This window comes from Actinoplanes sp. HUAS TT8 (assembly GCF_051380535.1).
GTDB lineage: Bacteria > Actinomycetota > Actinomycetes > Mycobacteriales > Micromonosporaceae > Actinoplanes.
The window spans coordinates 3,572,141-3,593,963 of record NZ_CP195646.1 but is presented as its reverse complement, the minus strand read 5'-3'; the positions used below and the strand labels follow the sequence as shown (position 1 = coordinate 3,593,963).

The window sequence follows — 21,823 nt, the reverse complement described above, 5'->3', positions numbered from 1 at the left end:
TCCCGGCGTTGCCGCGGCCGCCGGCGATCTACGGTTGGCCGGTGGAGACCCTGACCCAGGTCCGCTCCGGCATCGTCGTCGAGCGTCTGCTCGGCCACCCGAGCCTGCCGCTGATCGCCGGCTGGGACACGCAACGTCCGGCGATCCACATCTGGGACGGCGACCTGCGCGAGATCGGGGCTGTCGGCCGGGACACGGCCGCCTACGGGGACCGCCGCCATCAGCACATACCCTCCGCCGCCTGGCACCCGACCGCACCGCACCTGATCGTCGCCGACCGCGACACCGTCACCCGCTGGACACCCACCGGCGTGCACCCGGTCGGCGGGCTCGCCCCGATCGACTACCGGCGCGACGTCGCGTTCAGCCCCGACGGCCGCACCCTCTGGGTGTCGAACCCGCCGGTCGGCCTCGACCCGGGCACCGGCACCACGATCACCGTCCCGCGCTGGGACACCGGCATCACCGCGCACCCCGCCGGCGGCCTGCTCACCCTCCTGCAGAGCGACCAGGGCGCCACCCTGCTGCTGTTCGCCCGCGACACCGGACCGCAACTGCGGCCGCTGCGGCGCGGGCTGATCCTGAGCGCCGACGGCTACGAGACGCCCGTGTTCAGCCCGGACGGACGACACCTCGCGGTCCGCGGCAACGCCTACGGCAACGCGGTGCAGGTGTTCGCATTCCCGTCGCTGCGCTGCGTCCTCGGGGCGACGCTCGGCCGGCCGAACCCCGGATACCCGTACCCGAAGGAATGGCTCGACCAGATGAACGCCTGGTCCGGCCACAACATCGCCTACGGGCGGGCGCCCGGCGTGCTGTGGATCGGCACGCCGCAGGCCACCCTGATCGCACTCGACGGCGAGCACCCGAACGAGCACCCGATGCCGGCCGCGGTGACCGCGCTGACCGCCACCCCGGCCGGGGACCTGCTGGCCGCCGACGCCGACGGCACCCTGCACCTGCTGGCGACCGGACCGCACGACCCGGCCGAACCCGCCCCGGACACGGTCACCGCATTCCTCGCCACCACCACCGAGGCCACCGAGGTCCACGAGGACCACCTCGACCTCACCGACGGCCTGCCCGACGACGGCACCGCCCCGCCGTGGCTGCAGATCCCGGCCGCGTGACCGGCTCAGGCGATCAGCTCCGCGCCCGGCAGGATCAGCGGCGCCCACCGCGGCGCCCCCACCGTCCCGTGCTTCGGGTCCACACCCACGAAACGGGCCGCACCGCAGCGCGTCACCGTGTGCCGCGCCTCCCAGTCCACCGTCGTGCGCGCCCGGATCCGCTCCTCGCACGCGAACTCCCGCGCCTCGAACCGCACCACCGTGGAATGCCCGTGCACCTGCGAGAACGGCAACGACCCGACCGCACCCAGCCACGACGGATACACCGACGAACCGGCCTCGGCCCACAACGGCCCGTCGAAACCCCACAACAACGGCTCCGGACGCGTGTTCAGCAGATCCGCCGCCGTACCGGCCGTCACCGGCTCACCCAGCTCCCGCCAGCAGTCCACACTCAGCCCGGCATGACAGAGCAGCATTTCCTCACCGTCGGCCGTCCGTACCGCTGCCGCGACCCGCATCCACTCCCGCAACCACCACCCGTTCAACAGCGCGGCATCATCGGCGTCCAGAGGCTGCGGCCAGAACATCGCCCCACCCAGATACTGCGCCTCATGATTGCCGAGAAGCTGAATCCAGCGCCCGGCCCGCAACCGCTCACCGACGATCCGCAGCACCCCCGCCGAATCCGGGCCCCGATCCACCAGATCACCGACCTGAACCACGACCGTGTCCGGATCGTCGGCCAGCGGCAGCACCACCCGCTCCAGCTGCTCCGCACACCCACCGACATCCCCGACGATCACGATCCGCGCCATGCCCGGGAACCTAGCGCCCAGCGGCAAACGCCCCGCCGCCGCCGCGCACGGCCGACCCGGCGACTCGCTCGGCGCCTCGGTCCCGGTCACCCCATGCGCGCGTACGGCCGTGAACCCCACCCATCGACCAACCGTGCCAAGATCCACGCGTGGACAGGTTCGAACAGATCACCACTCTGCTGCGGCAGGGACACGACGACACGGCCGACCGGTTGCACGCCGCCGACCCGGACGCGTGGCTGCCCCGATGGACGGCCGGCGACCCGCTCAGCCCCGCCCTGCGCCTGAGCACCCAGGTCCACAACACGATCATCGCCACCCGCCTCGACGACACCTGGGCCTGGGTCCTCACCGGCGACCACGTCGTGCGCATCGCCCGCACCGGCGGGCAGATCCATCGCACACCCCTGGCCGGCGACCACGTGTACCGGCCCGCCGGGGTCTTCCACCACGACACCGCCGTCATGCTCGAACACGACCGGATCCGCGTCTTCGACCTCGCCACCGGCGCACAACTCCTGGCCACCGACCCCGACGACATACCCCGCCCGGCCGGGGACATGGTCCGCATCGCCGTCACCGGACACACCGCGGTGACCGGCACCACCAACGGCTACCTGCTGCACTGGGACCTGACCGGCGGACGCCTGCTCGCCCGCACCCACGCCCACGGCGACGCCGACACCACCGACGCCTTCGTCACCCGCGTCGCGATCAGCCCCGGCAACCACCCGATCGTCCTCAGCCTCGGCGGCCACCCCCGCTGCACCGTCGCCTTCCACAACCTCGACGGACTACGACACACCGCCTCGGCCGACGTCCCCGAGGACACCACCATCGGCTACTGGACCTCCCAGGGTGCCGTCACCGTCTCGACCGAAGCCGCCCCGAACACCCCCACCAGCTGTCCGGCGTCACAGGGCGCCCCCACCGTGGACCAGCTGACCTTCTGGGACCCGGCCACCGCCACCGCGCTCAACGGACATCCCGTCCCGGCCGGGAACGGTCTGGCCTCGCTCCCGCTGGCCGCCGTCCCGGCCGCCGGCGGCACCCGGTTCCTCGCCGGCACCGGCAGCGCTCTGCAGATCGTCGACCCGCACGACGCCACCGTCCACGGCACCGTCCGCACCGACTTCCGCTTCGGGATCAGCCACGCCGCCGTCCACGGCCGCACCGTCCTGGCCGCCCAGGGCAGCAGCACCGAAGGCCGCATCAACCTGCTCGAGCTCACCGACCCGCTGCCGCACGACACCCCCGGACGCACCAGCCTGCTCGGCGCGACCCCCATCATCCTCGACGGCCGCGCCACGATCCTGACCGTCACCGGCAACGGACTACGCCACGCCTACGACCTGGACGGAAAACCGCTCACCATCCCCACCGGGAAACCGACCGACGAATACGGGTACGTCGGCGGGCACCCCCGGCTCGCCGCCGACGACCACGGCCGGCTCGCCATCATGAACCACCTCAAGCCCGTCCTGATCGACCTGACCACCGGCCACACCCGCCACGGCGACCCCCTCGGCCCGGACCGATCCATCCTGTGGGGCCTCGCCCTGCACGACACCACCCTGGCCGCGCTCACCATTGGCGGCACCCTCGCCGTCTGGGACACCGACACCCTCACCCCGCGCGCCCAGGTCAAGATCGGCACCGCCCAACAGGCCACCACCATCACCCTGGCCGACATCGACGGACAGACCACAGTCCTCGCCGGCTTCCAGAACGGCGCCGTCCGACGATTCGACGCCCACGACCTGACCGAGACCACCCCACCCGGCGTCCCCGACACCACCGGCATCGACACCGACGACATCCCCGGCATCCACGGGCCCGACGCCGTCCGCAGCCTGCACACCGCCGGACCGATCCTGATCACGGCGATCGCGGCCACGGTCACCAGCACCGACCTGCGCACCGGCGAACCCGCCGGACCGCCACTGACACACCCCGCGCCCGTACGCGAAAGCCGGCCCTTCCTCCTCGACGACGGCACCCTCGCCGTCGTCACCGACGGCACCGACAACCGGCTGCGGATCTGGGACGTCACCACGGGGGAGACCGTCAGGACCGTCCCGATGCCCCACGAGCCCTACCGGATCCTGAACGCGAGCACCGACCGGATCGTCATCCAGGACCGCGGACACCTGATCGCACTCGGACCCCGTACGCGCCAATCGCCTTTAAGGTTTTGATCTTGAAACCCGGGAAAAACGACACCAAGCCTCAACCGATACAGTCCCACCGACCAGCCATGGGGGAGACGATGACCGACTACGACGAGCGCTACCGCACCGGCAACACACCCTGGGAGACCGGCCGACCACAACCGGCCATCACCGCCCTGCTCGAACACGGCATCCGCGGACCCAAAGTCCTCGACCTCGGCTGCGGCACCGGCGACCTCGCCTGCACCCTGGCCCGCCGCGGCTACCACGTCACCGGCATCGACATCTCACCCACCGCCATCGAACGCGCCCGCGCCAAAGCCACCGGCCTGACCGCCCGCTTCGACGTCCAGGACGCCACCGCCCTCAACCTGCCCAACGCCCCCTTCGACACCATCTTCGACAGCGGACTGCTGCACAACCTGCACCGCGACGGCGGCGACGTCGACACCTACCTCGCCCAACTGCCCGGCCTCGCCGAACCCGGCACCAAGGTGTACGTGCTGGCCATCTCCGCCGACGCCGGCCACGGCTGGACCATCACCCGCGAATACCTGCAACAGTGCTTCCCCGAACCCGTCTGGGACGACACCACCGTCAAAGACGCCCAGGTCGAAGCCGAAGTCGACGACCAGAAGATCACCATGCCCGGCTTCCTGCTCCGCACCTCCCGCGCCTACAAATAGGTTGAGACTTGTGGACTCACAACCCGGGTTTCACGGAGCAAAGTTTCAAACCGACCGCATCGGAACAGCGCTGCGCGGCGAAAACCCGACCATCATCGCCCGCCTGAACACCGGATTCGTCGCCATCGGAGACAGCCAGTTCCTCCCCGGATACTGCGTCCTGCTCACCGACGACCCCGGCATCGACCGGCTCACCGACCTGCCACGGGCCCAACGCCTCGCCTTCCTGGCCGACATGGACCACCTCGGCGAAGCCATCGCCACCGTCTGCGCCCGCCGCGACCCCGCATTCCTGCGCGTCAACTACCAGATCCTCGGCAACCTCGACCACTACCTGCACGCCCACGTCCACGCCCGCTACGCGTGGGAACCCGCCGAATACGTCACCGGACCGGTCTTCAACTACCCCCGCGACCTCCGAGCCCAGAAACCGCTCGGCCCCGAACACGACGACCTGCGCGCCGACCTCGCCTACGCCCTACGCGCCAGCAACTGAACACCCTTGTACTGACGCGGGTCGGAACGCTCCGGCTCACACACCAGACGGGCCACCTCGGCCAGCCCGCACTCACGCAACAGCCCAGCCAGGTGATCCGGCTGCCACAGATACGCCGGGGCGACACGATGGTCATAAGCCTGCGTGGGATGCCCGCCCGCCGAGAAACCGATCAACAGATGCCCGCCCGGCGCCAGCACCCGGCGAAACTCCGCCAGAACAGCCGGCACCTCGGGCGGCGGCGTGTGAATGATCGACCAACGCGACAACACACCACCCAGCGCACCGTCGGCGACATTCAGCGCCGCCATCGACCCGACCTCGAACCGCAACACCGGATACGCCTGCCGAGCCAAACCGATCATCGCGGGGGAGGCGTCCACCCCGAAAACCGCCACCCCGAGCCCAGCCAGATAGGCCGTCACATGCCCGGGACCACACCCGACATCGGCGACCTCACCCTTCACCACATCCGCGAACGCGCCCAGAATCGCCCGATCCAGCGGACTGTCACGCAGAGAATCACGGAACAGCTCCGCATAAGCGGGCGCAGCAACGTCATACGCCTCGTCGACCCCGGTGAGCGCCTTCACGTAAAACGCCAGCGTCCACGACCAACCCGGCTGATGCTCACGACCGACCTCCACGAAACCGAGCGCCTCGTAGAACGCCATCGCCTCCGGCTGATTCGTGGCCGTATCCAGATGCAACGCCCGCAGACCGGCCGCCACCGCACGCCGCTCCAACTCCGCCATCAAAGCCCGCCCGACACCGCGCCGCCGGGTCGCCGGATGCACCCGCACCCGCAACACCTCGGCCCGCCCGTCACCACCCGGCCGAAAACCACCCATCCCGACAAGATGACCGTCGAGCTCCACCACCAGGAACTCGCCACCCACAGCCAGGAAAGCACCCTCGACATCAGCCAGATCAGGGAAACCCGACGGCACCCCGACCGCCGGCGACAACGGGACCGCAACCGTCGGGTCAGCCGTCTCACCGACATTCGGCAACGCACCCAACGCCCACAACACACCGGTATCCGACCCGCGGAACCTTCTCACCGTCACCACACGCTGATCCTGCCAGTCACAGATCAGCCGGGATCAGACTGAACACCGCCAGATCACCACGACCCGACCGCGTCCACGACGCATTCCGCAACACACCCTCGAACACGAAACCGGCCGCCTCCGCCACCCGCCGCGACGCCCCATTACGCACATCCGAATGCAACGTCACCCGCGCAAACCCCAACTCCCGCACCGCCCACCGGCCCGCCGCAGCCGCCGCCTCCACCGCGAAACCCCGACCACGCGCCCACACCGCCGTCCAATAATGAATCTCGGCCGTCATCGCCGACCAATCCGCACCGAACAACGTCACATGACACGCCAACCGGCCACTCGCCCGCTCCACCCCGGCAAAAACGTCCCCCCGCGCACACCACTGCACCGCCTGCTCAAGACCCGCCCCCGCATACCGGAAACCCACCGGCGCGAACCGCAAGAACTCCCGCTCATTCCAGACCGCGTGCACACCCGCCGCATCACCGGACTCGAACGGCCGCAACACCAACCGATCCGTCACCAGCGTCGCCCGCGGAAACACCACCCGATCACCGCCCACGGAAAAACGAAACCGCCTCCGCAAACGCCAGATCCGTCAACACCGGATCGTGACGCACCCCCACATCCCGCATGAACGCATGCTCCCCACCCTGAAACACATGCAACTCCAGATCGGTCAACCCCGACCCGTACAACGAACCGATCGTCGCCAGACGCGCCTCCGCCGGCACATGCGGATCCCGCGACCCGAACACCACCATCAACCGGCCCCGGATCTCCGACGCCCGCGCCAACGAATCCGCCACATCCGAACCCAGCCCACCATTGTGCAAACCGGTCGGATAAAAACACACCGTCGCCGACACCCGCGCATCCAACGCCGCCCGGAACGCCAGATGCCCACCGATACAGAACCCGGTCACCAACAGCGACGACACATCCGCCCGCCGCTCCAGATAATCCAGAACCGCCACCCGATCCGCATCGAACTGCGCCGTCGACGTCGCCGCCGCACCCGCCAACCCACGCGCCTTACCCGCATCGTCGAACTCCAGAGCCACCCCACCCAACTCACCGTGCGGATAGATCTCCGGAACACACACCACAAAACCGTCCGACGCCAACCGCCGCGCCGACCGCAACGTCGACTCCGTCAGCTGAAAAATGTCCGTGTACAACAACACCCCGGGAAACGACCCACCACCCACCGGCGACAGCACCACCGCCCGGATCTCACCGGCCGCCGACGGAACCCGCACCTCATCCTCACGCAACTTCATGAAGATCAACCTAACGGACAAACCTCAGCAACCCACGCCAGCAACCCCTCCACCATCACCCGCGTCAAACCCACCGCCGGATCAGCCGGAACCAACAACGTCGGAAACCGCCGCGCCGCCGCCCACTCCCACGCCGCCGGCGCATGCAGATCATCCACCCACGCCGCCGCCCGCCCACCCGCGAACGCATCGATACGCGGCACCTTGTCACCCGGATCGAAAATCCCCACCGGCATCCCGACCACCGGCAACGCCGGCAACCCGAGAAACGGCGCCAACAGCCGATTCGCCTCCGCATTCCACCCGGTCGCCCACACCACGTCCATCACCCGCGACAACTCACGAATCCACCGGCCATGAACCGAATTCAGCCGCACCGGCTCCTCACCGGCAAACCACCCATGCTCGGAGAACCCCGGCGGGGGAGAGGCACCCCCATACACGTTCAACACCCCATCAACATCCAGAAACAAAATCGGACGTACGGACTCCGCCCCGCTCACGCCAACTCCCGCAGAACCCGATTCGTGCGATTCGACTGGATCGCCGCCCGCTGCTGCTCGGCCGTGACCTCGATATAGTTCTGCGACGTCGCCAGAGACGCATGCCCCAACAACCGCATGATCTCCGACGCGTTCGCACCATCCTCGGCCAGCCGCGTCGCAAACGTATGCCGCAACGCATGCAACTGCGCACCCCGCGGCACCCGATCACCGATACCGGCCCGCCGGAAACACGACCGCACCAAATACTGCAAACCACCCCGCAACAACGGCGCACCATGCCGATCCACCAACAACGGATCCGACTTCGACACCCGCCCGAACCGCACCCGGCGACTCTCCACATACCGCCCCACCGCCGCATCCAGGCCACCGTCGATCGGCACCACCCGCGGCCGCCCACCCTTACCGGCCACCTCCACACGCCGCTCACCGTCACGCCCCGACACCGAACCCACCCGCAACCCCAACAACTCCGACAACCGCAAACCGGCACACAACGCCAACGCCACCACCAGAACATCCCGCTCCGGCCACGGATCCCGCTGCCGCTCATCAGCCCGCGACACCACCCGCAACAACTCCTCCGGAGTGTCCTCACCCCGCAACGGTTTGGGGGAGTGCGCCACCATCCGCGGCTTGTCCACCGCCGACATCGGATTACCGGCCACCACACCCTCGGTCACCAGGAACGTGAAAAACGCATTCCACGACGACCAGGCACGAGCCACCGAAGCAGGGGCGCGATCGGCCGCGAACCGCGCGAACGCCGACCGCAGCACGCGAGGGGAGAGGTCGGCCGGCGACTGCGGCGCGGGCAGGGCCTGCTGCAACACCAGGAAAAGATCGCGCTTGTACGCCATCAGGGTGTGCGCTGACGGCTTGCGGGTGGCCCGCGCGGCCAGGAACTCGTCAACCAGCTCGGCGAGAGGGGAGAGTGGCTCAACGGCTGATTCGTGCTGCATAAGAGATATTATGCATGATATATCCGCATTTGTGCCTGGATGGACCTTAGCACGTAAGTCAACCTCCCGAGCAGCTTTCACGCACACCACGCCCGTCAGCGGCGTTCCCGCCCACACGGGAGCCAAACCCGGGCAGCTCCGCACGGGCAAGCTGAGGTCGGCGGACACCATCGGGGAAGGGGGTGCCGTGGCGCCCTTGCGATGTGCCACTTCAGGGACGTGCGCCGCGGCCTCCGGTCAAGGGGAACTCGATCATGCACGGCTGGGTTCGCTCGAATGTTCGAATGCTGCGCGGCGACACCTGTTTCCCTTTTGTTCGACGTGCGCCTTGGCTTGCTCTCGGGCCGGCTCACGGCAGCCCTGGCCCGGACCGGGGGCTGAGGCTGGGTGGGAGTTTGCGCGACACGACGTGTTCAGGGGAGCGAACGCCGCCGCAGGCGGACCCCTCTCCGCGTTCTAGTTGACATAATGTGCATTATCGACCTGATATTTTAGGCCGGAACCAGCGGGATAACGCCCACCCACACCTGACGATCAGCCGCACGTTCCGAGCTGGTTCTCACGTGCGCCTCAAGCACACGTGAGAACCAACTGCTCTGCCTGGGGCTGGCGCATGGCCCTTGCCGGTGGTCGGCGCGGTGCGCTCGGCGTTGCTGTGGGCTGTCGGCGCGGTGCCGCGCTCGGCGTCGGTGACTGCCGGCGGTTCTCCGGTGTTTTCGCGACTCGACGTCGTCGGGTCAACTCGGGGTTGACGACTCCCCCGGGCCGGCGCGGCGGGGCATGGCACGATATCGGTGATCTTGATGGTGCGGGGAGGTCGTGCGGGTGCGGGACGAGTGGATCTACGTGGTGACCGACGTCGAGGTGGACGGGCCGTGGCCGGGTGCGAATTCGATGCGGTCGTTCGCGTCGGTGGCGGTCACGGCCGGTGGCGAGGAGGTCGGCGTGTTCGAGGCGGTGCTGGAGCCGTTGCCGGGTGCGGCGCCGAATCCGGACACGTATGCGTTCTTCCAGGAGCATCCGGTGGCGTGGGCTGCGGCGACGAATGATCCACTTCCGGTTTCGCGGGTGATGGACGACTATGTGGCGTGGTTGCGGTCGTTGCCGGGGCCGTTGATGTTCACGGCGTTCCCGATCGCGTTCGACGGTGGGTGGATCGACTTCTATCTGCGGCGTTTTACGAGGTACGGGCTGGTGCAGGGCCCGTACGAGAAGGATGTTCTGTTTGTGGGTCGTCCGGGTTTGTGTCTGCGCAGTTATGCGGCGGCGTTGACGGGGCGGCCGGTGGCGCAGGTGACGCCGCAGACGTTGCCGGCGGGGTGGTTCGGGGATTTTGCGCATACGCATCCTGCGATCGACGATGCGCGGGGGTATGCGCACTTGTTGGGTGTGCTGTTCCGGGTGCCCGCTCCCCTGGCCGGTGTCGAGGATTGAGGGTTGATCCGGTCCCTGATCTTGATCTTGGGTGTCCGGGGTGGCGAACGGTTGTTGTCGGTGGGGGCTGGTAGAACTAAGGCCCTCTCATACAGGCGTACGAAGGTGGGGACAATGGCCGCGGCGGGCGTGGAGGCCCGTGGGTTGACCACGGAGGAGTTGGACGGGATCCGGGACGCGCTGGCGGCCGGGCGGAAGCCGAAGGTGCAGTTCACCGAGTCGGCGGGGCAGATCGCGGGTCAGATCGGGCAGGTGGTGGGGTTGGAGGATCCCGCGGTGTCCGAGGAGTGGGTGGTGGTGAAGTTCGGGCGTGACGAGCTGCCCTTCTCCCCCGTTGATCTGCGGATCGCGCCGCGTGGTGCGGCGGCGGCGAAGAAGGTGGTTGCGGTGCCCGAGCCGGAACCGGAGCCGGTGTTGTCGGGGCCGGAGTTTCTGATCGACAAGCCGATCGAGAGGCCGAAGCCGGCGCCGGTGCAGCGTAAGAGTGAGGACAACGTGGAGAACGAAGGTCAGGAAGTTGCCGCTCCGGCGCCGCGGAAGGTGGCGCGTCCGGTGAAGGCGAAGCCGTCCCCGCAGTTGACGGTGACTCTGGCGTATGCCGAGGGCGAGTGGACGGTGGGCGCCAATCAGGGTGCGAAGGCCCTGGCGAAGCCGTATGTGATTCGTCCGGCCGAGGCGTTGAAGATGGTGCAGTTGATCGACGTGCCGGGTGTGCAGGAGGCGGTCGAGCAGATTCTGTCGGGTGAGCGTGCGGAGGCGGAGCAGCAGGCGCAGCGGTTGCGGGCGGAGTTGGCCGAGATCGAGGCGCGGCTGGCGGAGTTGGGTGAGGCGGGCTCGCAGCCGTCGTGACGGTGGTGTGCTGTGCCGGGCGGCGAGACGGGTGATGACCCGTGTCGCCGCCCGGCTGAGTTTTACGCGGGTTCGCAGTCGGGTCGGTCGCCCAGTTCGTGGATTTTGTCGAGTTTTTTCTCGTCCTGGTCCATCAGTTTGTCGTACTCGTCTTCGTCGTACGGGTAGTGCTCCATGAGTTTGTCGAGCTTGTCGGAGATCTTCTGCTGTTCTGCCATGAGTTTGTCGAAGGTGGCGTCGTAGGTGTCCCGGCGTTTGATGCAGGCGCGGTTCTTCGCTTCGGCTTTGGCTTCTTCGGCTTCGGCCTTCTTGGACGCGGCGATCTCGGCTGCTGAGGGCGGCGAGGGTGGTGGCGGCGGTGGTGGGGGTGGGTCCATCACCCAGCGGCCGCAGTTTTTGCTGGTGAAGGCCTCTCCGTAGCCGAGTGTCACGGTCACTTCGCCGGGCGCGTAGGTGATCATGTCGTTGGCGATGATGCTGCCGGCGGAGGTGCTGCGTTCCCAGTAGCAGTTCCGGACCACGTAGACGGTGCGGTAGGTGCCTGCGGGGGTGTCGCGGCCGACGAGGAAGTTGCCGTCGCCTATCCCCTCCGGTTGGCTCGGGCTCGGGCTCGGCGACGGGGCGTCCGGTGAGGGTGTCGATGTGCCGGCGCTGCTCGTTGTCGGCGTGTGTGCGGCGCAGGCCGGCACGGTGAGCACGGCCAGGGCGGCCGCGAGGCATCGGAGATGACGTCTGACGGTCATGTCCGCCAAGTCTGGATGCTGTCGGTCGTGGGCCGGTCAACCCGTGGTTGTAGCTGGGTGGCGGTGCCGGAGACGGAACAAGCGCCCGCCGGGGAGGCGGGCGCTTCTTCGATGAGCTGGGGTTATTGGGCGGTGATGGTGCCGGTGGCGAGCAGGAGCATGAGCAGGGAGCCCAGGGCCAGCCGGTAGAAGATGAAGACGCTGTAGGAGTGTTTAGCGACGAATTTGAGCAGCCAGGTGACGGCGAAGTAGGCGACGACGAAGCTGACGGCGGTGGCGACGATGGTGTTGGTCCAGCCGACGCCGTTGGAGATGTTGTCGTATTCCTCGTAGCCCTGCAGCAGGGAGGCGCCGGTGAGGGCGGGGACGGAGAGGAAGAACGACAGTTTGGTGACGGTGACGCGGTCGAGGTCGCGTAGCAGGCCGGCGGACATGGTGGAGCCGGAGCGGCTGATGCCGGGGATGACGGCGAGGCACTGGACGAGGCCGATGACGAGGGCGTCTTTCCAGGTGACGTCGTCTTCGTGGCGGACCTGGGTGGCGGCGTGGTCGGCGAAGGCCATGACGCCGGACCAGACGATGAGGGCGCCGGCGACGAACCAGAGGCTGCGCAGGGTGGTTTCGATGGTGTCTTTGAAGGTGAGCCCGGCGATGACGATGGGGATCGAGCCGAGGATGACGGCGATCGCGAATCGGAAGTCGGGGTGGTCGCGGGCGTCCTTGCTGCCGAGGCCGCGGAAGAAGGCGGGGACGATCCGGACGATGTCCTTCATGAGGAAGAGGATGGTGGCCAGGACGGCGCCGGATTGGATGATGACCGTGAAGGCGGTGATGTCCGGGTCGTCGAGGCGGTAACCGAGCAGTTTCTCCAGGATGGTCAGGTGTCCGGTGCTGGACACCGGGAGGAACTCGGTGACGCCCTCCACAGCGCCCATCAAGATTGCTTCGAAGATGTTCAAACCCTGATCCCGCCCTGTTTGTCACGTGTGTGGCCGGGTTCAGAGCATAGGGGTGCGGGTCATGCGGACCGACGGCGGTCCCTCGTCAGTTTTCGGTCACGGTGCCGTCGGCGACGTGCCAGTGCCGGGTGTGACCGACTGCTTTCGCGAAGTATCGGTCGTGGGAGACGATCAGCAGGGTTCCGCGGTAGCGGCGCAGGGCTTCCTCGATGACGTCGAGGGCGTCGAAGTCGAGGAAGTTGGTCGGTTCGTCGAGCAGCAGGATCCGGGACGGGCTGTTGACCAGGACGGCCAGCAGGAGTCGGCGCAGCTCCCCCGCGGACAGGTCGCGCAGGCGGGACGTCCACTGTTCGGGGTCGAACTGGTGGCCGGTGAGCAGTTTTTCGGCGTCGTCGACGTACACGGGAACTTCTGATCGGAAATAGTCGATGACGGTGGTGTCGGTGCGCAGGTGATCGGTGGTCTGCGGGAGCACGGCGACGTCGGGGTGGTCGGCGGCGATGGCGCGCAGCAGGGTGGTTTTGCCGGAGCCGTTACGGCCGGTGACGACGATGCGGTCGCCGCGGGTGACGTCGAGGTCGACGTGGTCGAGCAGGACGCGGTTGCCGTAGGCGCGGTGCAGGTCGCGGATCTTGAGGATGATCTCGCCCGGGTCGCCGGTGTCGTCGGGGAAGGCCAGGGTCAGGGCGGGGCGGCGGCGGGGTTCGGCGATCCACCGGACGGAGGCCATCTGGCGGCGTAGGCGGCGTTCGCGGACCTTGGCCTTGCGGGCGACCAGGCGGGCGACGCGGCGCAGGTGGGGTGCGGCGGCGTTGGAGCGGTCGGCGTTCTCGACGCCGCGGGCGAAGCCCATGGTGCGTTCGATGTCGGCTTCCCAGCGGATCCGGTCCTTCTCCTGGGCCTCGAAGTCGAGCAGCAGGCGTTGCCAGCGGCGTTGTTTCTCGGCGCGGAACGCGGTGTAGCCGCCGCCGGGATAGTCCTGGGGTTGTTCGTCGATGCCGTCGAGTTCGATGATGCGGGTGACGGTGGTGTCGAGGAATGCCCGGTCGTGGCTGACGGTGAGGATGCCGCCGGGGTAGTTCTGCAGCCAGTCGCGCAGCCAGGTGGCGCCGTCGGCGTCGAGGTGGTTGGTCGGTTCGTCGAGCAGGAGCAGATCAGGACCGGTCAGCAGCGCGCGGGCGAGCATGAGGCGGGCCTGTTCGCCGCCGGAGATGGACGCCAGGGGCAGGTCGTCGTCGAGGTGGTCGATGTCGAGGCGCTGGCGGATCTCGGTGAGCCGGGTCTCGGCGGTCCAGCCTTCCAGGGCGGTCCAGCGTTCCTGGACGTGGGCGTACTCGTCGAGGACGTCGTCGCCGGCGGCCATCCGGGTTTCGAGTGTGCGCATGCTTGCGGTGACGTCGGCGAGTTCGCCGAGGCCGGCGGTGAGGAACGCGGCGACGGTTCCCTGCGGGTCGGGGACCTGCTGGGAGACGTACGCGATGGTGGTGCCGGGGGCGAGGGTGACCGTGCCGTGGGTCGGGGGCAGTTCGCCGGCGAGCACGCGCAGCAGGGTGGTTTTCCCGGCGCCGTTGGGGCCGACCACGCCGATGCGGTCACCGTCCTGCAGGACCAGGTCGAACCCGGAGAACAGCAGGTCACCGTCGTGGGCGCGGGCGATGCCGCTGGCTTTGAGGTGGGCGGGCATGCGAAAACCTCCAAAGAGCAAAGATCAACACCGGATTGGGGGGTACGGGGTGTTGGCTGCTCTCACATGGGGCGTTCATGCTCCTGGCTGTTGCGGGAAGGACTCGGCCAACTCTGCCCGGCGCGGCGCCCGGCCGCAACCCGAATGCAGTGGCTTGGTGCGCGAACCAATTGTGGGACCAATCTCGTACTTAATCGGCGTTAGGCTTTTGGAAAGCGCCTTGACCAGGTAGCTGCTTCGCCGCGCACGTCGATGGCACGACCGTCCGTGACTCGTGGGCTTGATTCGCGCCACCTTCCCGGAATTGGACTGTCATGCGTCTCTCCTCTGTTGCCTCCTCCCCCGTGCGTGACCTGTTGGCCCTGGTCGACCGGCCTGAGGTGATCTCCTTCGCGGGTGGTCTGCCCGCACCCGAACTGTTCGACGTGGACGGGTGGCGGGCCGCGTTCGACGCCGCGCTGACCGGGCCGGCCGCGCGGCGGCATCTGCAGTACGCGGCGACCGAGGGCGACCTGCGGTTGCGGGGGCATCTGGCGGCGCGGATGACCGCGTGGGGGCTGCCCTCGCAGGCCGGGGACGTGCTGGTCACGACCGGCTCGCAGCAGGGGTTGACGCTGGTCGCGGCGGCGCTGCTGGAGCCGGGCGCGACCGTGGTCGTGGAGGAGCCGACATATCTGGCCGCGCTGCAGTGCTTCGGGATGGCCGGGGCGCGGGTCGTCGCCGTGGCCTCCGACGCCGACGGGGTGGATCCGGACGCGCTCGCTGAGGTGTTCGCGCGGGAGCGGCCGGCGCTGTTGTACCTGGTGCCGACGTTCGCCAACCCGACCGGGAAGACGCTGAGCGCGCGGCGGCGCGAGCGGGTGGCCGAGCTGGCCGAACGGTACGGGGTGTGGATCGTGGAGGACGACCCGTACGGCGAGCTGCGGTATCGCGGGGATGCGCTGGCGCCCGTGGCGTCGTACGGCGAAAGGGTGGTTTTTCTCGGAAGTTTGTCGAAGATCGGTGCGCCGGGGCTGCGGCTCGGCTGGGTGCGGACGCCGAGTGCGTTGCGGGCGGCGCTGGTGATCGCCAAGCAGGCGGCCGACCTGCACACCTCGACGATCGATCAGGCGGCGGCGGCGCACTATCTGGCCGTGGCGGATCTGGACGGGCATGTGGCGCGGCTGCGGGTGGCCTATCGGGAGCGGCGCGACACGATGCTGGGGTTGCTGCCGCAGGTGTTGCCGGCGGGGGCGACGTGGACCGATCCGGACGGTGGGATGTTCGTGTGGGTGCGGCTGCCCGGTGAGGTCGACACCGCGGCGGTTCTGCCGGTGGCGTTGGCGCATGACGTGGCGTTCGTGCCGGGGGCGCCGTTCTTCGCGGTGCGGGCGGATCGGGCGACGTTGCGGTTGTCGTTCAGTTCGAGCACGCCGGAGCGGATCGTCGAGGGGATGCGGCGGCTCGGGGTGGCTCTGGGGTCGGGATCTTCGGCGCTGCCTTCGACGGCTCTTCCTACGGCTCTTCCGACGGTTCTTTCGGCGGGAAACCGTACTTAAGAAGGGGGTCGTGGGGCGTCGAGTTTGGCAAGCTTGCGGCGTCAAACCTTCGAGAGCAACCGATCTGAGGGGAAACACCGCGATGGCGAAGGTCGTCTCCACCCTGTTCATCTCGGCCGACGGGGTCGCCGAGATCGATCCCGAGTGGCACTTTCCGTACTTCGACGAGAACATGGGCCGCGCCGTCTCCGAGGACTACGAGACCGCCGATGTGCTGCTCATCGGCCGGGAGACCTACGACAGCTTCGCCGGGGCGTGGCCGGACCGGGAAGCCGGTGGTGAGGAGGACGCGCCGTTCGCCAAGCAGCTCGGCGACGTCCGCAAGATCGTCGTGTCGCGGCAGCCGCTGGAGTTCACCTGGCGCAACTCGGAGCTGCTGCAGGGCGACCTGGTCGCGGCGGTGAGCGCGCTCAAGGCCGATCCGGGGGTCAAGGGGGTGCTGATCCCGGGGTCGATCTCGGTCGTGCAGCAGCTGCTGGCCGCGGGACTGGTCGACGAGGTGCGGCTGCTGGTGCATCCGGTGGCCGCGCGCAAGGGGCGGCGGTTGTTCGACGACGGCGATCGGGCGTATCACCTGCGGGTGGTGGCGACCGAGGTGCTCCCGACCGGGGTGATCCGGGTGATCTACGCGCCCGGGGCGGCGCCGGCCGCGGCCGGGTATGACGACGCGAAGGGCAAGGTCTGATCGTTGCCGCCCGGCGGGCGGGTCCGGTAATTCCCGTCCGGTCGGCGGGGGTGACCGTTCTCGCCCGCCGGGCGGGGGTGACGGTGTCCGCCGGGTCGGCGGGGCCGCGTCCGTGATCGGGACGGCGGCCCCGCCGGGCGAGCGGGCGTCATGCGGCGACGGCGAGGCGGGTGCCTGCGGTGCGACGGTCGGCCGGCGCGGCGGCGCGGGCGGCCGCAGGGTGGCGATCGCTCACGGCAGCGGGACGCTCGGCGGCGGCGGCGGTGACCTGGCCGGCGCCGACACCGGCGGCGGCCGTGTGGCGGTCGAGGGCCGGGGCGGCGACGCGCTCACCGCGGGCGTCGGTGATGCTCAGGCGGGTGGCCATGGTGCTGCGGGCGGCGATCTGCGCGGCGTAGGCGGCCCGGCGCCGGGCCACGCAGCCGTCCTTGGCGACCGGGCCGGAGACCTGCTCCATGTGGGTGGTCAGGCCGTCGCGCAGCAACGCCAGGGCCTCGGTGCGCAGCTGCGACACCCGGGACTCGGTGACGCCGAGCTCGGCCGCGACCTCGGACAGCGGACGTTCCTGCAGGAAGGAGGCCTCCACCACGAACCGCAGTCGCTCCGGGAGAACGGTGACCGCATCGTGCAGGTAGCCGAGGCGCTCGCGGTGCAGCAGCGTCTCCTCCGGGTTCATCGACGACTCGGTGACCATGTCCTCGGCGGCGCCGGCGGTGAAACCCTGCAGCGACAGCACGGCGGCGCGCTGCACGTCGTCGTCGACGCTGGACAGCTCGTTGACGGCGACACCGAGCAGCTCGGCCAGTTCCTCCGCGGTCGGGGTGCGGCCCAGCTGGCGGGTCAGTTCCTCGCGGGCGACATCCGCGCGGCGGGCTCGGGCCCGCACCGAACGGCTGGCCCAGTCCATGCTGCGCAGCTCGTCGAGCAGGGCGCCGCGGACCCGGACGGCGGCGAACCGGCCGAACGGGATGCCGCGCGACTCGTCGTAGGCCTGCGCGGCCGTCACCAGGGCGGCATACCCGGCCGACGCGAGATCGTCGCGGTGCACGTGCGGCGGCACCTTGAACAGCATCTCGCGGACCATGTGACCGACGAGAGCCATGTTGTCGCGGATCAGCTGCTCCTGCTCGCGGGTGACGGAGCGGGTCGCGGTGTTCAGAGCGGTCGCGGTCATTTCGGTTCCCCCCGTGGTGTCGGTTGCAGGGGGAACTTTTCGCGGCTACGGGTGCAGCGGATGGGCACTCTCGGTTGCCGCTCGGTTGCACTGCGAATTTCTTCTCAAGTCCGGCGGGTGGCCTCATAGCAGAACCACAGGCCCGTCACCTTGACTTTTCGCTGTTGCGTGGCCCCGCCTCGTGGGCGAGCGCCACTACCGGGGGCGGGCGGCTACGGCCGGCGGCGTCCGAGTGCGGTGGCGAGGGCGGCGACGCCGCGGTCCGGGTCGCCGGTCAGCCCGGCCAGCAGATCACGGGTGACGGCCGTCGGCAGCTCGGCCAAGGCTTGAACCACGCGGATCCGCACGCCCGACCCGGCACCGGACGCCGAGAGCTTTGCCGGGCTTGAGCCGGCGCCGGAAGGGGTGAGCTCGGCCGGGCCGGCGGCATCGGAGGAAGCGAGTTCGGCGGTGAGGGCGGCCAGGATCGGGCCGGCGCGGCCGGGGAGCAGCGCCAACTCCCCCAGCAGTTCGGCCGCCTCCACGTCGTTGGTGCCGGCCACCACCAGGGCGACCAGGGCGGGCACGGCCGCCGTGACGCCGCGGCGGGCCAGGGCGAGCGCGGCCGGCCCTCGTACCTGCGCATCGTCGTCGTCCAGGGCGCCGGTCAGCACCGTGGTCGCCTCGTCGTCCGGGATCGCGGCCAGGGCCAGGACGGCCCGGCGCCGCACCTGCGGGTCGGGTGACGACAGCCCGGCCGCCAGCCCGATCGTGGCCGGAGTGTCGGAGCGGGCCAGGGCCCACCGCAGCGCCCCGGCCACGATCGGATCGGTTTCGGTCAGGATCGCCGCGGTCAGGACGTCGGCGGGCACGTCCTCGGTCGGGGCGAGCGCGGCCTGCTGGCGGCGGGCCGCGCTGGGCGAGTTCAGGCCGTGCAGCAGCTCGACCAGGCGCAGGACGCCGGCCCAGCCGGTCGGGGACGACGCGTCGACGGTCCGCAGCCGGTCGAGCAGTTCCTGTTCGCGGCGGATCCGGTCCTCGGTGCGGGCGATCAGGTCGGCGACCAGCGCGGCCGGTTCGAAGCCGGGGTCCTGCAGGGCCTGCCCGATCTGGCGCAGCGACAGCCCGAGTGTGCGCAGGCTTTCCACGTGGAAGATGCGGCGCAGGTCGGCGTCGGAGTATTCCCGGTAGCCGCCGCTGCTGCGGCCGGTGGGGCGGACCAGGCCGAGCGTGTCGTAGTGGCGCAGCATGCGGGTGCTGACCCCGCACCGCCGCGCCACCTCACCGATCAACATGGTCGAGGGCCACGATCCGGGTGGCCTCGTCGGCGGCCAGGTCGAACCCGGCGTCCGGGTCGCGCAGCAGCCGCAGTGTGGCCCGGGCGTGGGCGGCGATCGCCGGGTCGTCGTCGTGCAGGGCCGGGCCGAGGGCGGTTTCGGTCACGTCGCCCAGGTCGATCAGGGCGCGGCTCAGGCTCTGCCGCACACTGCGGTCGCCGCGGCCGAGTTCGGTGACCAGTTCGCCGGCCAGGTCGGCGCGCTGCTCGTCGGGGACCAGGCCGGCGGCGGTACGCCAGGCGGCCCGCGCGACCTCGTCGTCGGTGTCGTGCAGCAGCGCCCCGGTGATGGCCGGCCACACCGACCGGTCGGCGATCTTCGACAGGGTGTGCAGGGCCTGGCTGCGGGCCTGCGCCCGGGCGCCACCGAGCTCGGCGCGCAGCAGCGGCACGGTCACCTCGGCCGGTAGCCGGGTCAGCGCCCAGGTGAGCATGTCGCGGACGAAGAAGTCCGGTTCGACCGCGCAGCGGGCCACCAGCGCGCCGGCCAGGGCCGGGTCGGCCCGTGTTCCGGCGGCCAGGGCCGCCTGCAGTCGCGCCGACGAGTTACCCGCGTCCAACCCTTTGATCACGTCCATGGGGACCACCTCCGGCACCCACTGAAGACCTTGTCACGGTGTCAACCTCAAGGGGTGTCAGCCGAGCATCCAGCCGTTGTCGACGGCCAGGCGTACCGCTTCGGCCCGGGTCCGGGCGCCGGTCTTGCCGATCGCCGAGGACAGGTGGTTGCGGACGGTGCCGTCGGACAGGCGCAGTTCCCGGGCGATGTCGGCGACCGTGCCGCCGTCGCGGGCCGCGCGCAGCACGTCGGACTCGCGGTCGGTCAGCGGCGAGTCGCCGTGGGCCAGGCTCTGCGCGGCCAGCGCCGGATCGACCACCCGCAGGCCCTGGTGGACGCGGCGGACCGCGTCGGCGAGCTGCCGGGCCGGGGTGTCCTTGACGACGAATCCGCTGGCGCCGGCCGCCATCGCCTGACGCAGATAGCCGGCCCGGCCGAACGTGGTCACCATCAGCACCTTGCACGAGGGCAACGCCTCGTTGAGCAGCCGTGCCGCCGAGATCCCGTCCAGGCCGGGCATCTGCACGTCGAGCAGGGCGACGTCGACGTCGTGGGCGCGGGCCGCGTCGACCACCTCGTCACCGCGCCCGACCTCGGCGACGACCTTGATGTCGGGTTCCAGGTCGAGCAGGGCGGCCATCGCGCCGCGCACCAGGGCCTGGTCGTCGGCGAGCAACAACTTGATCATGAGGGGACCTCCACTCGTACTCGGAAACCGGGCCGGTCCCCCCGCCGGCCGGCGGTCAGATGTGCGCCCAGTTCGTCGGCGCGCCGGCGCAGACCGGCCAGGCCTTGACCAGGGGCGTCGGCCGAGGCCGGCCCCTGACCGTCGTCGACGATCTCCACGCTGTCGGGGCTCAGGCGGACCTCGGCGTGCCGGGCCCGGCTGTGCCGGACGATGTTGGTGACCGCTTCCCGGATCGTCCAGGCGAACAGTTCCCGGTTGCGGGTCGGCACGTCGTCGGCCGCGCCGGGCAGGTCGGCCTCGACGTTGGCGGCGGCCAGCGCGGCCTTGGCGGCGGCGATCTCACCGGGCAGCGAGATCCCGCGCATACCCATCGCGGTCGCCCGCACGTCGGCGAGGGCGTCGCGGGACAGCGCTTCCAGGTCGCGCAGTTCGGCGCGGGCCCGTTCGATGTCGACGTCCAGCAGGCGCTGGGCCAGTTCGGCCTTGACCGCGACCACGGTCAGCGAGTGGCCGAGGATGTCGTGCAGGTCCCCGGCGATGCGGGAGCGTTCGTCGGCCACGGCCAGGTCGGCCAGTTCCTGCTGGGCCTGGATGAGCCGGCTCTGGCGTTCGAACGCCAGCCGCATCCCCCAGGTCGCGGCCGCGGCCAGCACGACGGCCAGGGCGTAACCCTGGCTGACGGCGTGCCAGCCGGGAACGACCCGCAGCGTGATCTCCACGGTCAGCGCGACGGCGACCGCGACGCCCAGACCCTGGTGCAGTGGCAGGCCCATCACCGCGGTCGCGCTGATGTAGACCGCGCAGGTCAGCACCGTCGACCCGGCCGCCGGGACCTGCAGCAGCGCCAGCACGGCCAACAGGGCCAGGCCGAGCCAGACCGGCAGAACCTTCTCCGGGTACGGACCGTCGCGGCGCTCGCGGCGCATCGTGGCGATGATCAGCACGTACGAGAGGGCGAACAGCGCGAGGGCGGTCAGGCCGACGTCGCGCCACATGCCGGGCGGATGGGCGAGCAGGGCGTTGAGGTTCTCACCGAGGTAGAACAGCCAGATCGCGGCGAACACCCAGCCGCCGCGGAAACCGATGCGGCCGGGTGTCTCGGACGTTGCCGTGGTCATGAGAGGACGGTACCGGGG

21 protein-coding genes and 1 pseudogene are annotated in these 21,823 nt (G+C 69.8%); 8 read left to right on the top strand and 14 right to left on the bottom strand.

Annotation, left to right across the window (positions count from 1 at the left end):
- Nucleotides 1–41 precede the first annotated feature (41 nt).
- Nucleotides 42–1,130: a hypothetical protein gene (locus ACSHV8_RS16185; protein WP_436533847.1), complete on the top strand. Its 1,089-nt coding sequence runs from the start codon at nt 42–44 to the stop codon at nt 1,128–1,130.
- Between the two features lie 5 nt (nt 1,131–1,135).
- Here the strand turns inward: ACSHV8_RS16185 and ACSHV8_RS16180 are convergent, their stop codons facing one another.
- Nucleotides 1,136–1,888 (bottom strand): metallophosphoesterase, encoded by a 753-nt coding sequence (locus ACSHV8_RS16180; RefSeq protein WP_436533845.1) that lies wholly within the window; start codon nt 1,886–1,888, stop codon nt 1,136–1,138.
- Between the two features lie 149 nt (nt 1,889–2,037).
- On the opposite strand from ACSHV8_RS16180, the gene ACSHV8_RS16175 reads away from it, so the two are divergent.
- The 3 genes from ACSHV8_RS16175 to ACSHV8_RS16165 are packed head-to-tail and all read left to right on the top strand — an operon-like array spanning nt 2,038 to nt 5,241.
- Nucleotides 2,038–4,086: a hypothetical protein gene (locus ACSHV8_RS16175; RefSeq protein ID WP_436533843.1), complete on the top strand. Its 2,049-nt coding sequence runs from the start codon at nt 2,038–2,040 to the stop codon at nt 4,084–4,086.
- A gap of 59 nt (nt 4,087–4,145) precedes the next feature.
- On the top strand, nt 4,146–4,745 hold the full coding sequence (locus ACSHV8_RS16170) for a class I SAM-dependent methyltransferase (RefSeq protein ID WP_436533841.1): 600 nt from the start codon (nt 4,146–4,148) through the stop codon (nt 4,743–4,745).
- 10 nt (nt 4,746–4,755) lie between these two features.
- A complete protein-coding gene (locus ACSHV8_RS16165) occupies nt 4,756–5,241 on the top strand; it encodes a diadenosine tetraphosphate hydrolase (protein ID WP_436533839.1) in 486 nt (161 codons plus the stop codon).
- On the opposite strand, the gene ACSHV8_RS16160 is transcribed toward ACSHV8_RS16165, so the two are convergent.
- Genes ACSHV8_RS16160 through ACSHV8_RS16140 form a run of 5 tightly spaced genes read right to left on the bottom strand, consistent with a single transcriptional unit; the run spans nt 5,217 to nt 9,059 of the window.
- Nucleotides 5,217–6,314, bottom strand: coding sequence for a GNAT family N-acetyltransferase (locus ACSHV8_RS16160; protein ID WP_436533837.1), 1,098 nt, complete (start codon nt 6,312–6,314; stop codon nt 5,217–5,219). The genes ACSHV8_RS16165 and ACSHV8_RS16160 overlap by 25 nt on opposite strands.
- 16 nt (nt 6,315–6,330) lie before the next feature.
- On the bottom strand, nt 6,331–6,870 hold the full coding sequence (locus ACSHV8_RS16155; RefSeq protein ID WP_436533835.1) for a GNAT family N-acetyltransferase: 540 nt from the start codon (nt 6,868–6,870) through the stop codon (nt 6,331–6,333).
- The gene (locus ACSHV8_RS16150) at nt 6,860–7,591 is read right to left on the bottom strand and encodes a dienelactone hydrolase family protein (protein ID WP_436533833.1); all 732 of its coding nucleotides are present in this window, start codon (nt 7,589–7,591) and stop codon (nt 6,860–6,862) included. The genes ACSHV8_RS16155 and ACSHV8_RS16150 overlap by 11 nt, the downstream gene beginning before the upstream one ends.
- 5 nt (nt 7,592–7,596) lie before the next feature.
- Nucleotides 7,597–8,094, bottom strand: a complete 498-nt coding sequence (locus ACSHV8_RS16145; protein ID WP_436533831.1) for an HAD domain-containing protein — start codon at nt 8,092–8,094, stop codon at nt 7,597–7,599.
- Nucleotides 8,091–9,059 (bottom strand): tyrosine-type recombinase/integrase, encoded by a 969-nt coding sequence (locus tag ACSHV8_RS16140; RefSeq protein ID WP_436536784.1) that lies wholly within the window; start codon nt 9,057–9,059, stop codon nt 8,091–8,093. Before ACSHV8_RS16140 ends, ACSHV8_RS16145 begins: the two co-directional genes overlap by 4 nt.
- Nucleotides 9,060–9,908: 849 nt before the next feature.
- Here ACSHV8_RS16140 and ACSHV8_RS16135 point away from each other — a divergent pair.
- Together ACSHV8_RS16135 and ACSHV8_RS16130 are read left to right on the top strand one after the other, a co-directional pair.
- Nucleotides 9,909–10,493, top strand: a complete 585-nt coding sequence (locus ACSHV8_RS16135; RefSeq protein ID WP_436533829.1) for an exonuclease — start codon at nt 9,909–9,911, stop codon at nt 10,491–10,493.
- Between the two features lie 114 nt (nt 10,494–10,607).
- Entirely contained in the window at nt 10,608–11,342 is a 735-nt protein-coding gene (locus ACSHV8_RS16130; protein ID WP_436533827.1) for a hypothetical protein, read from the top strand.
- A 62-nt stretch (nt 11,343–11,404) separates the two neighbouring features.
- Here ACSHV8_RS16130 and ACSHV8_RS16125 read toward each other — a convergent pair whose 3' ends face one another.
- From ACSHV8_RS16125 to ACSHV8_RS16115, 3 genes are all read right to left on the bottom strand, one after another.
- Nucleotides 11,405–12,085, bottom strand: coding sequence for a hypothetical protein (locus tag ACSHV8_RS16125; RefSeq protein ID WP_436533825.1), 681 nt, complete (start codon nt 12,083–12,085; stop codon nt 11,405–11,407).
- A gap of 122 nt (nt 12,086–12,207) precedes the next feature.
- Nucleotides 12,208–13,044, bottom strand: a complete 837-nt coding sequence (locus ACSHV8_RS16120; protein WP_436533823.1) for an undecaprenyl-diphosphate phosphatase — start codon at nt 13,042–13,044, stop codon at nt 12,208–12,210.
- An 85-nt stretch (nt 13,045–13,129) separates the two neighbouring features.
- A complete protein-coding gene (locus tag ACSHV8_RS16115) occupies nt 13,130–14,728 on the bottom strand; it encodes an ABC-F family ATP-binding cassette domain-containing protein (protein WP_436533821.1) in 1,599 nt (532 codons plus the stop codon).
- Nucleotides 14,729–15,072: 344 nt separating this feature from the next.
- Here ACSHV8_RS16115 and ACSHV8_RS16110 point away from each other — a divergent pair, with 344 nt between their 5' ends.
- Nucleotides 15,073–16,266 carry a PLP-dependent aminotransferase family protein gene (locus ACSHV8_RS16110; protein WP_436533819.1) on the top strand — a complete coding sequence of 398 codons (1,194 nt, stop codon included), beginning with the start codon at nt 15,073–15,075 and terminating at the stop codon, nt 16,264–16,266.
- 82 nt (nt 16,267–16,348) lie between these two features.
- Nucleotides 16,349–16,951, top strand: coding sequence for a dihydrofolate reductase family protein (locus tag ACSHV8_RS16105; protein ID WP_436533817.1), 603 nt, complete (start codon nt 16,349–16,351; stop codon nt 16,949–16,951).
- A gap of 316 nt (nt 16,952–17,267) precedes the next feature.
- Here the strand turns inward: ACSHV8_RS16105 and ACSHV8_RS16100 are convergent.
- From ACSHV8_RS16100 to ACSHV8_RS16080, 5 genes and pseudogenes are all read right to left on the bottom strand, one after another.
- Nucleotides 17,268–18,125: pseudogene (locus ACSHV8_RS16100) on the bottom strand (sigma-70 family RNA polymerase sigma factor); the annotation flags it as partial.
- Between the two features lie 212 nt (nt 18,126–18,337).
- Nucleotides 18,338–19,399, bottom strand: coding sequence for a MerR family transcriptional regulator (locus tag ACSHV8_RS16095; protein ID WP_436533815.1), 1,062 nt, complete (start codon nt 19,397–19,399; stop codon nt 18,338–18,340).
- Nucleotides 19,386–20,018 carry a HEAT repeat domain-containing protein gene (locus tag ACSHV8_RS16090; RefSeq protein ID WP_436533813.1) on the bottom strand — a complete coding sequence of 211 codons (633 nt, stop codon included), beginning with the start codon at nt 20,016–20,018 and terminating at the stop codon, nt 19,386–19,388. The genes ACSHV8_RS16095 and ACSHV8_RS16090 overlap by 14 nt, the downstream gene beginning before the upstream one ends.
- Nucleotides 20,019–20,075: 57 nt before the next feature.
- Nucleotides 20,076–20,687, bottom strand: a complete 612-nt coding sequence (locus ACSHV8_RS16085; RefSeq protein WP_436533811.1) for a response regulator — start codon at nt 20,685–20,687, stop codon at nt 20,076–20,078.
- Complete coding sequence (locus tag ACSHV8_RS16080) at nt 20,684–21,805, bottom strand: sensor histidine kinase (RefSeq protein ID WP_436533809.1); 1,122 nt, start codon at nt 21,803–21,805, stop codon at nt 20,684–20,686. Before ACSHV8_RS16080 ends, ACSHV8_RS16085 begins: the two co-directional genes overlap by 4 nt.
- Between the last annotated feature and the right edge of the window lie 18 nt (nt 21,806–21,823).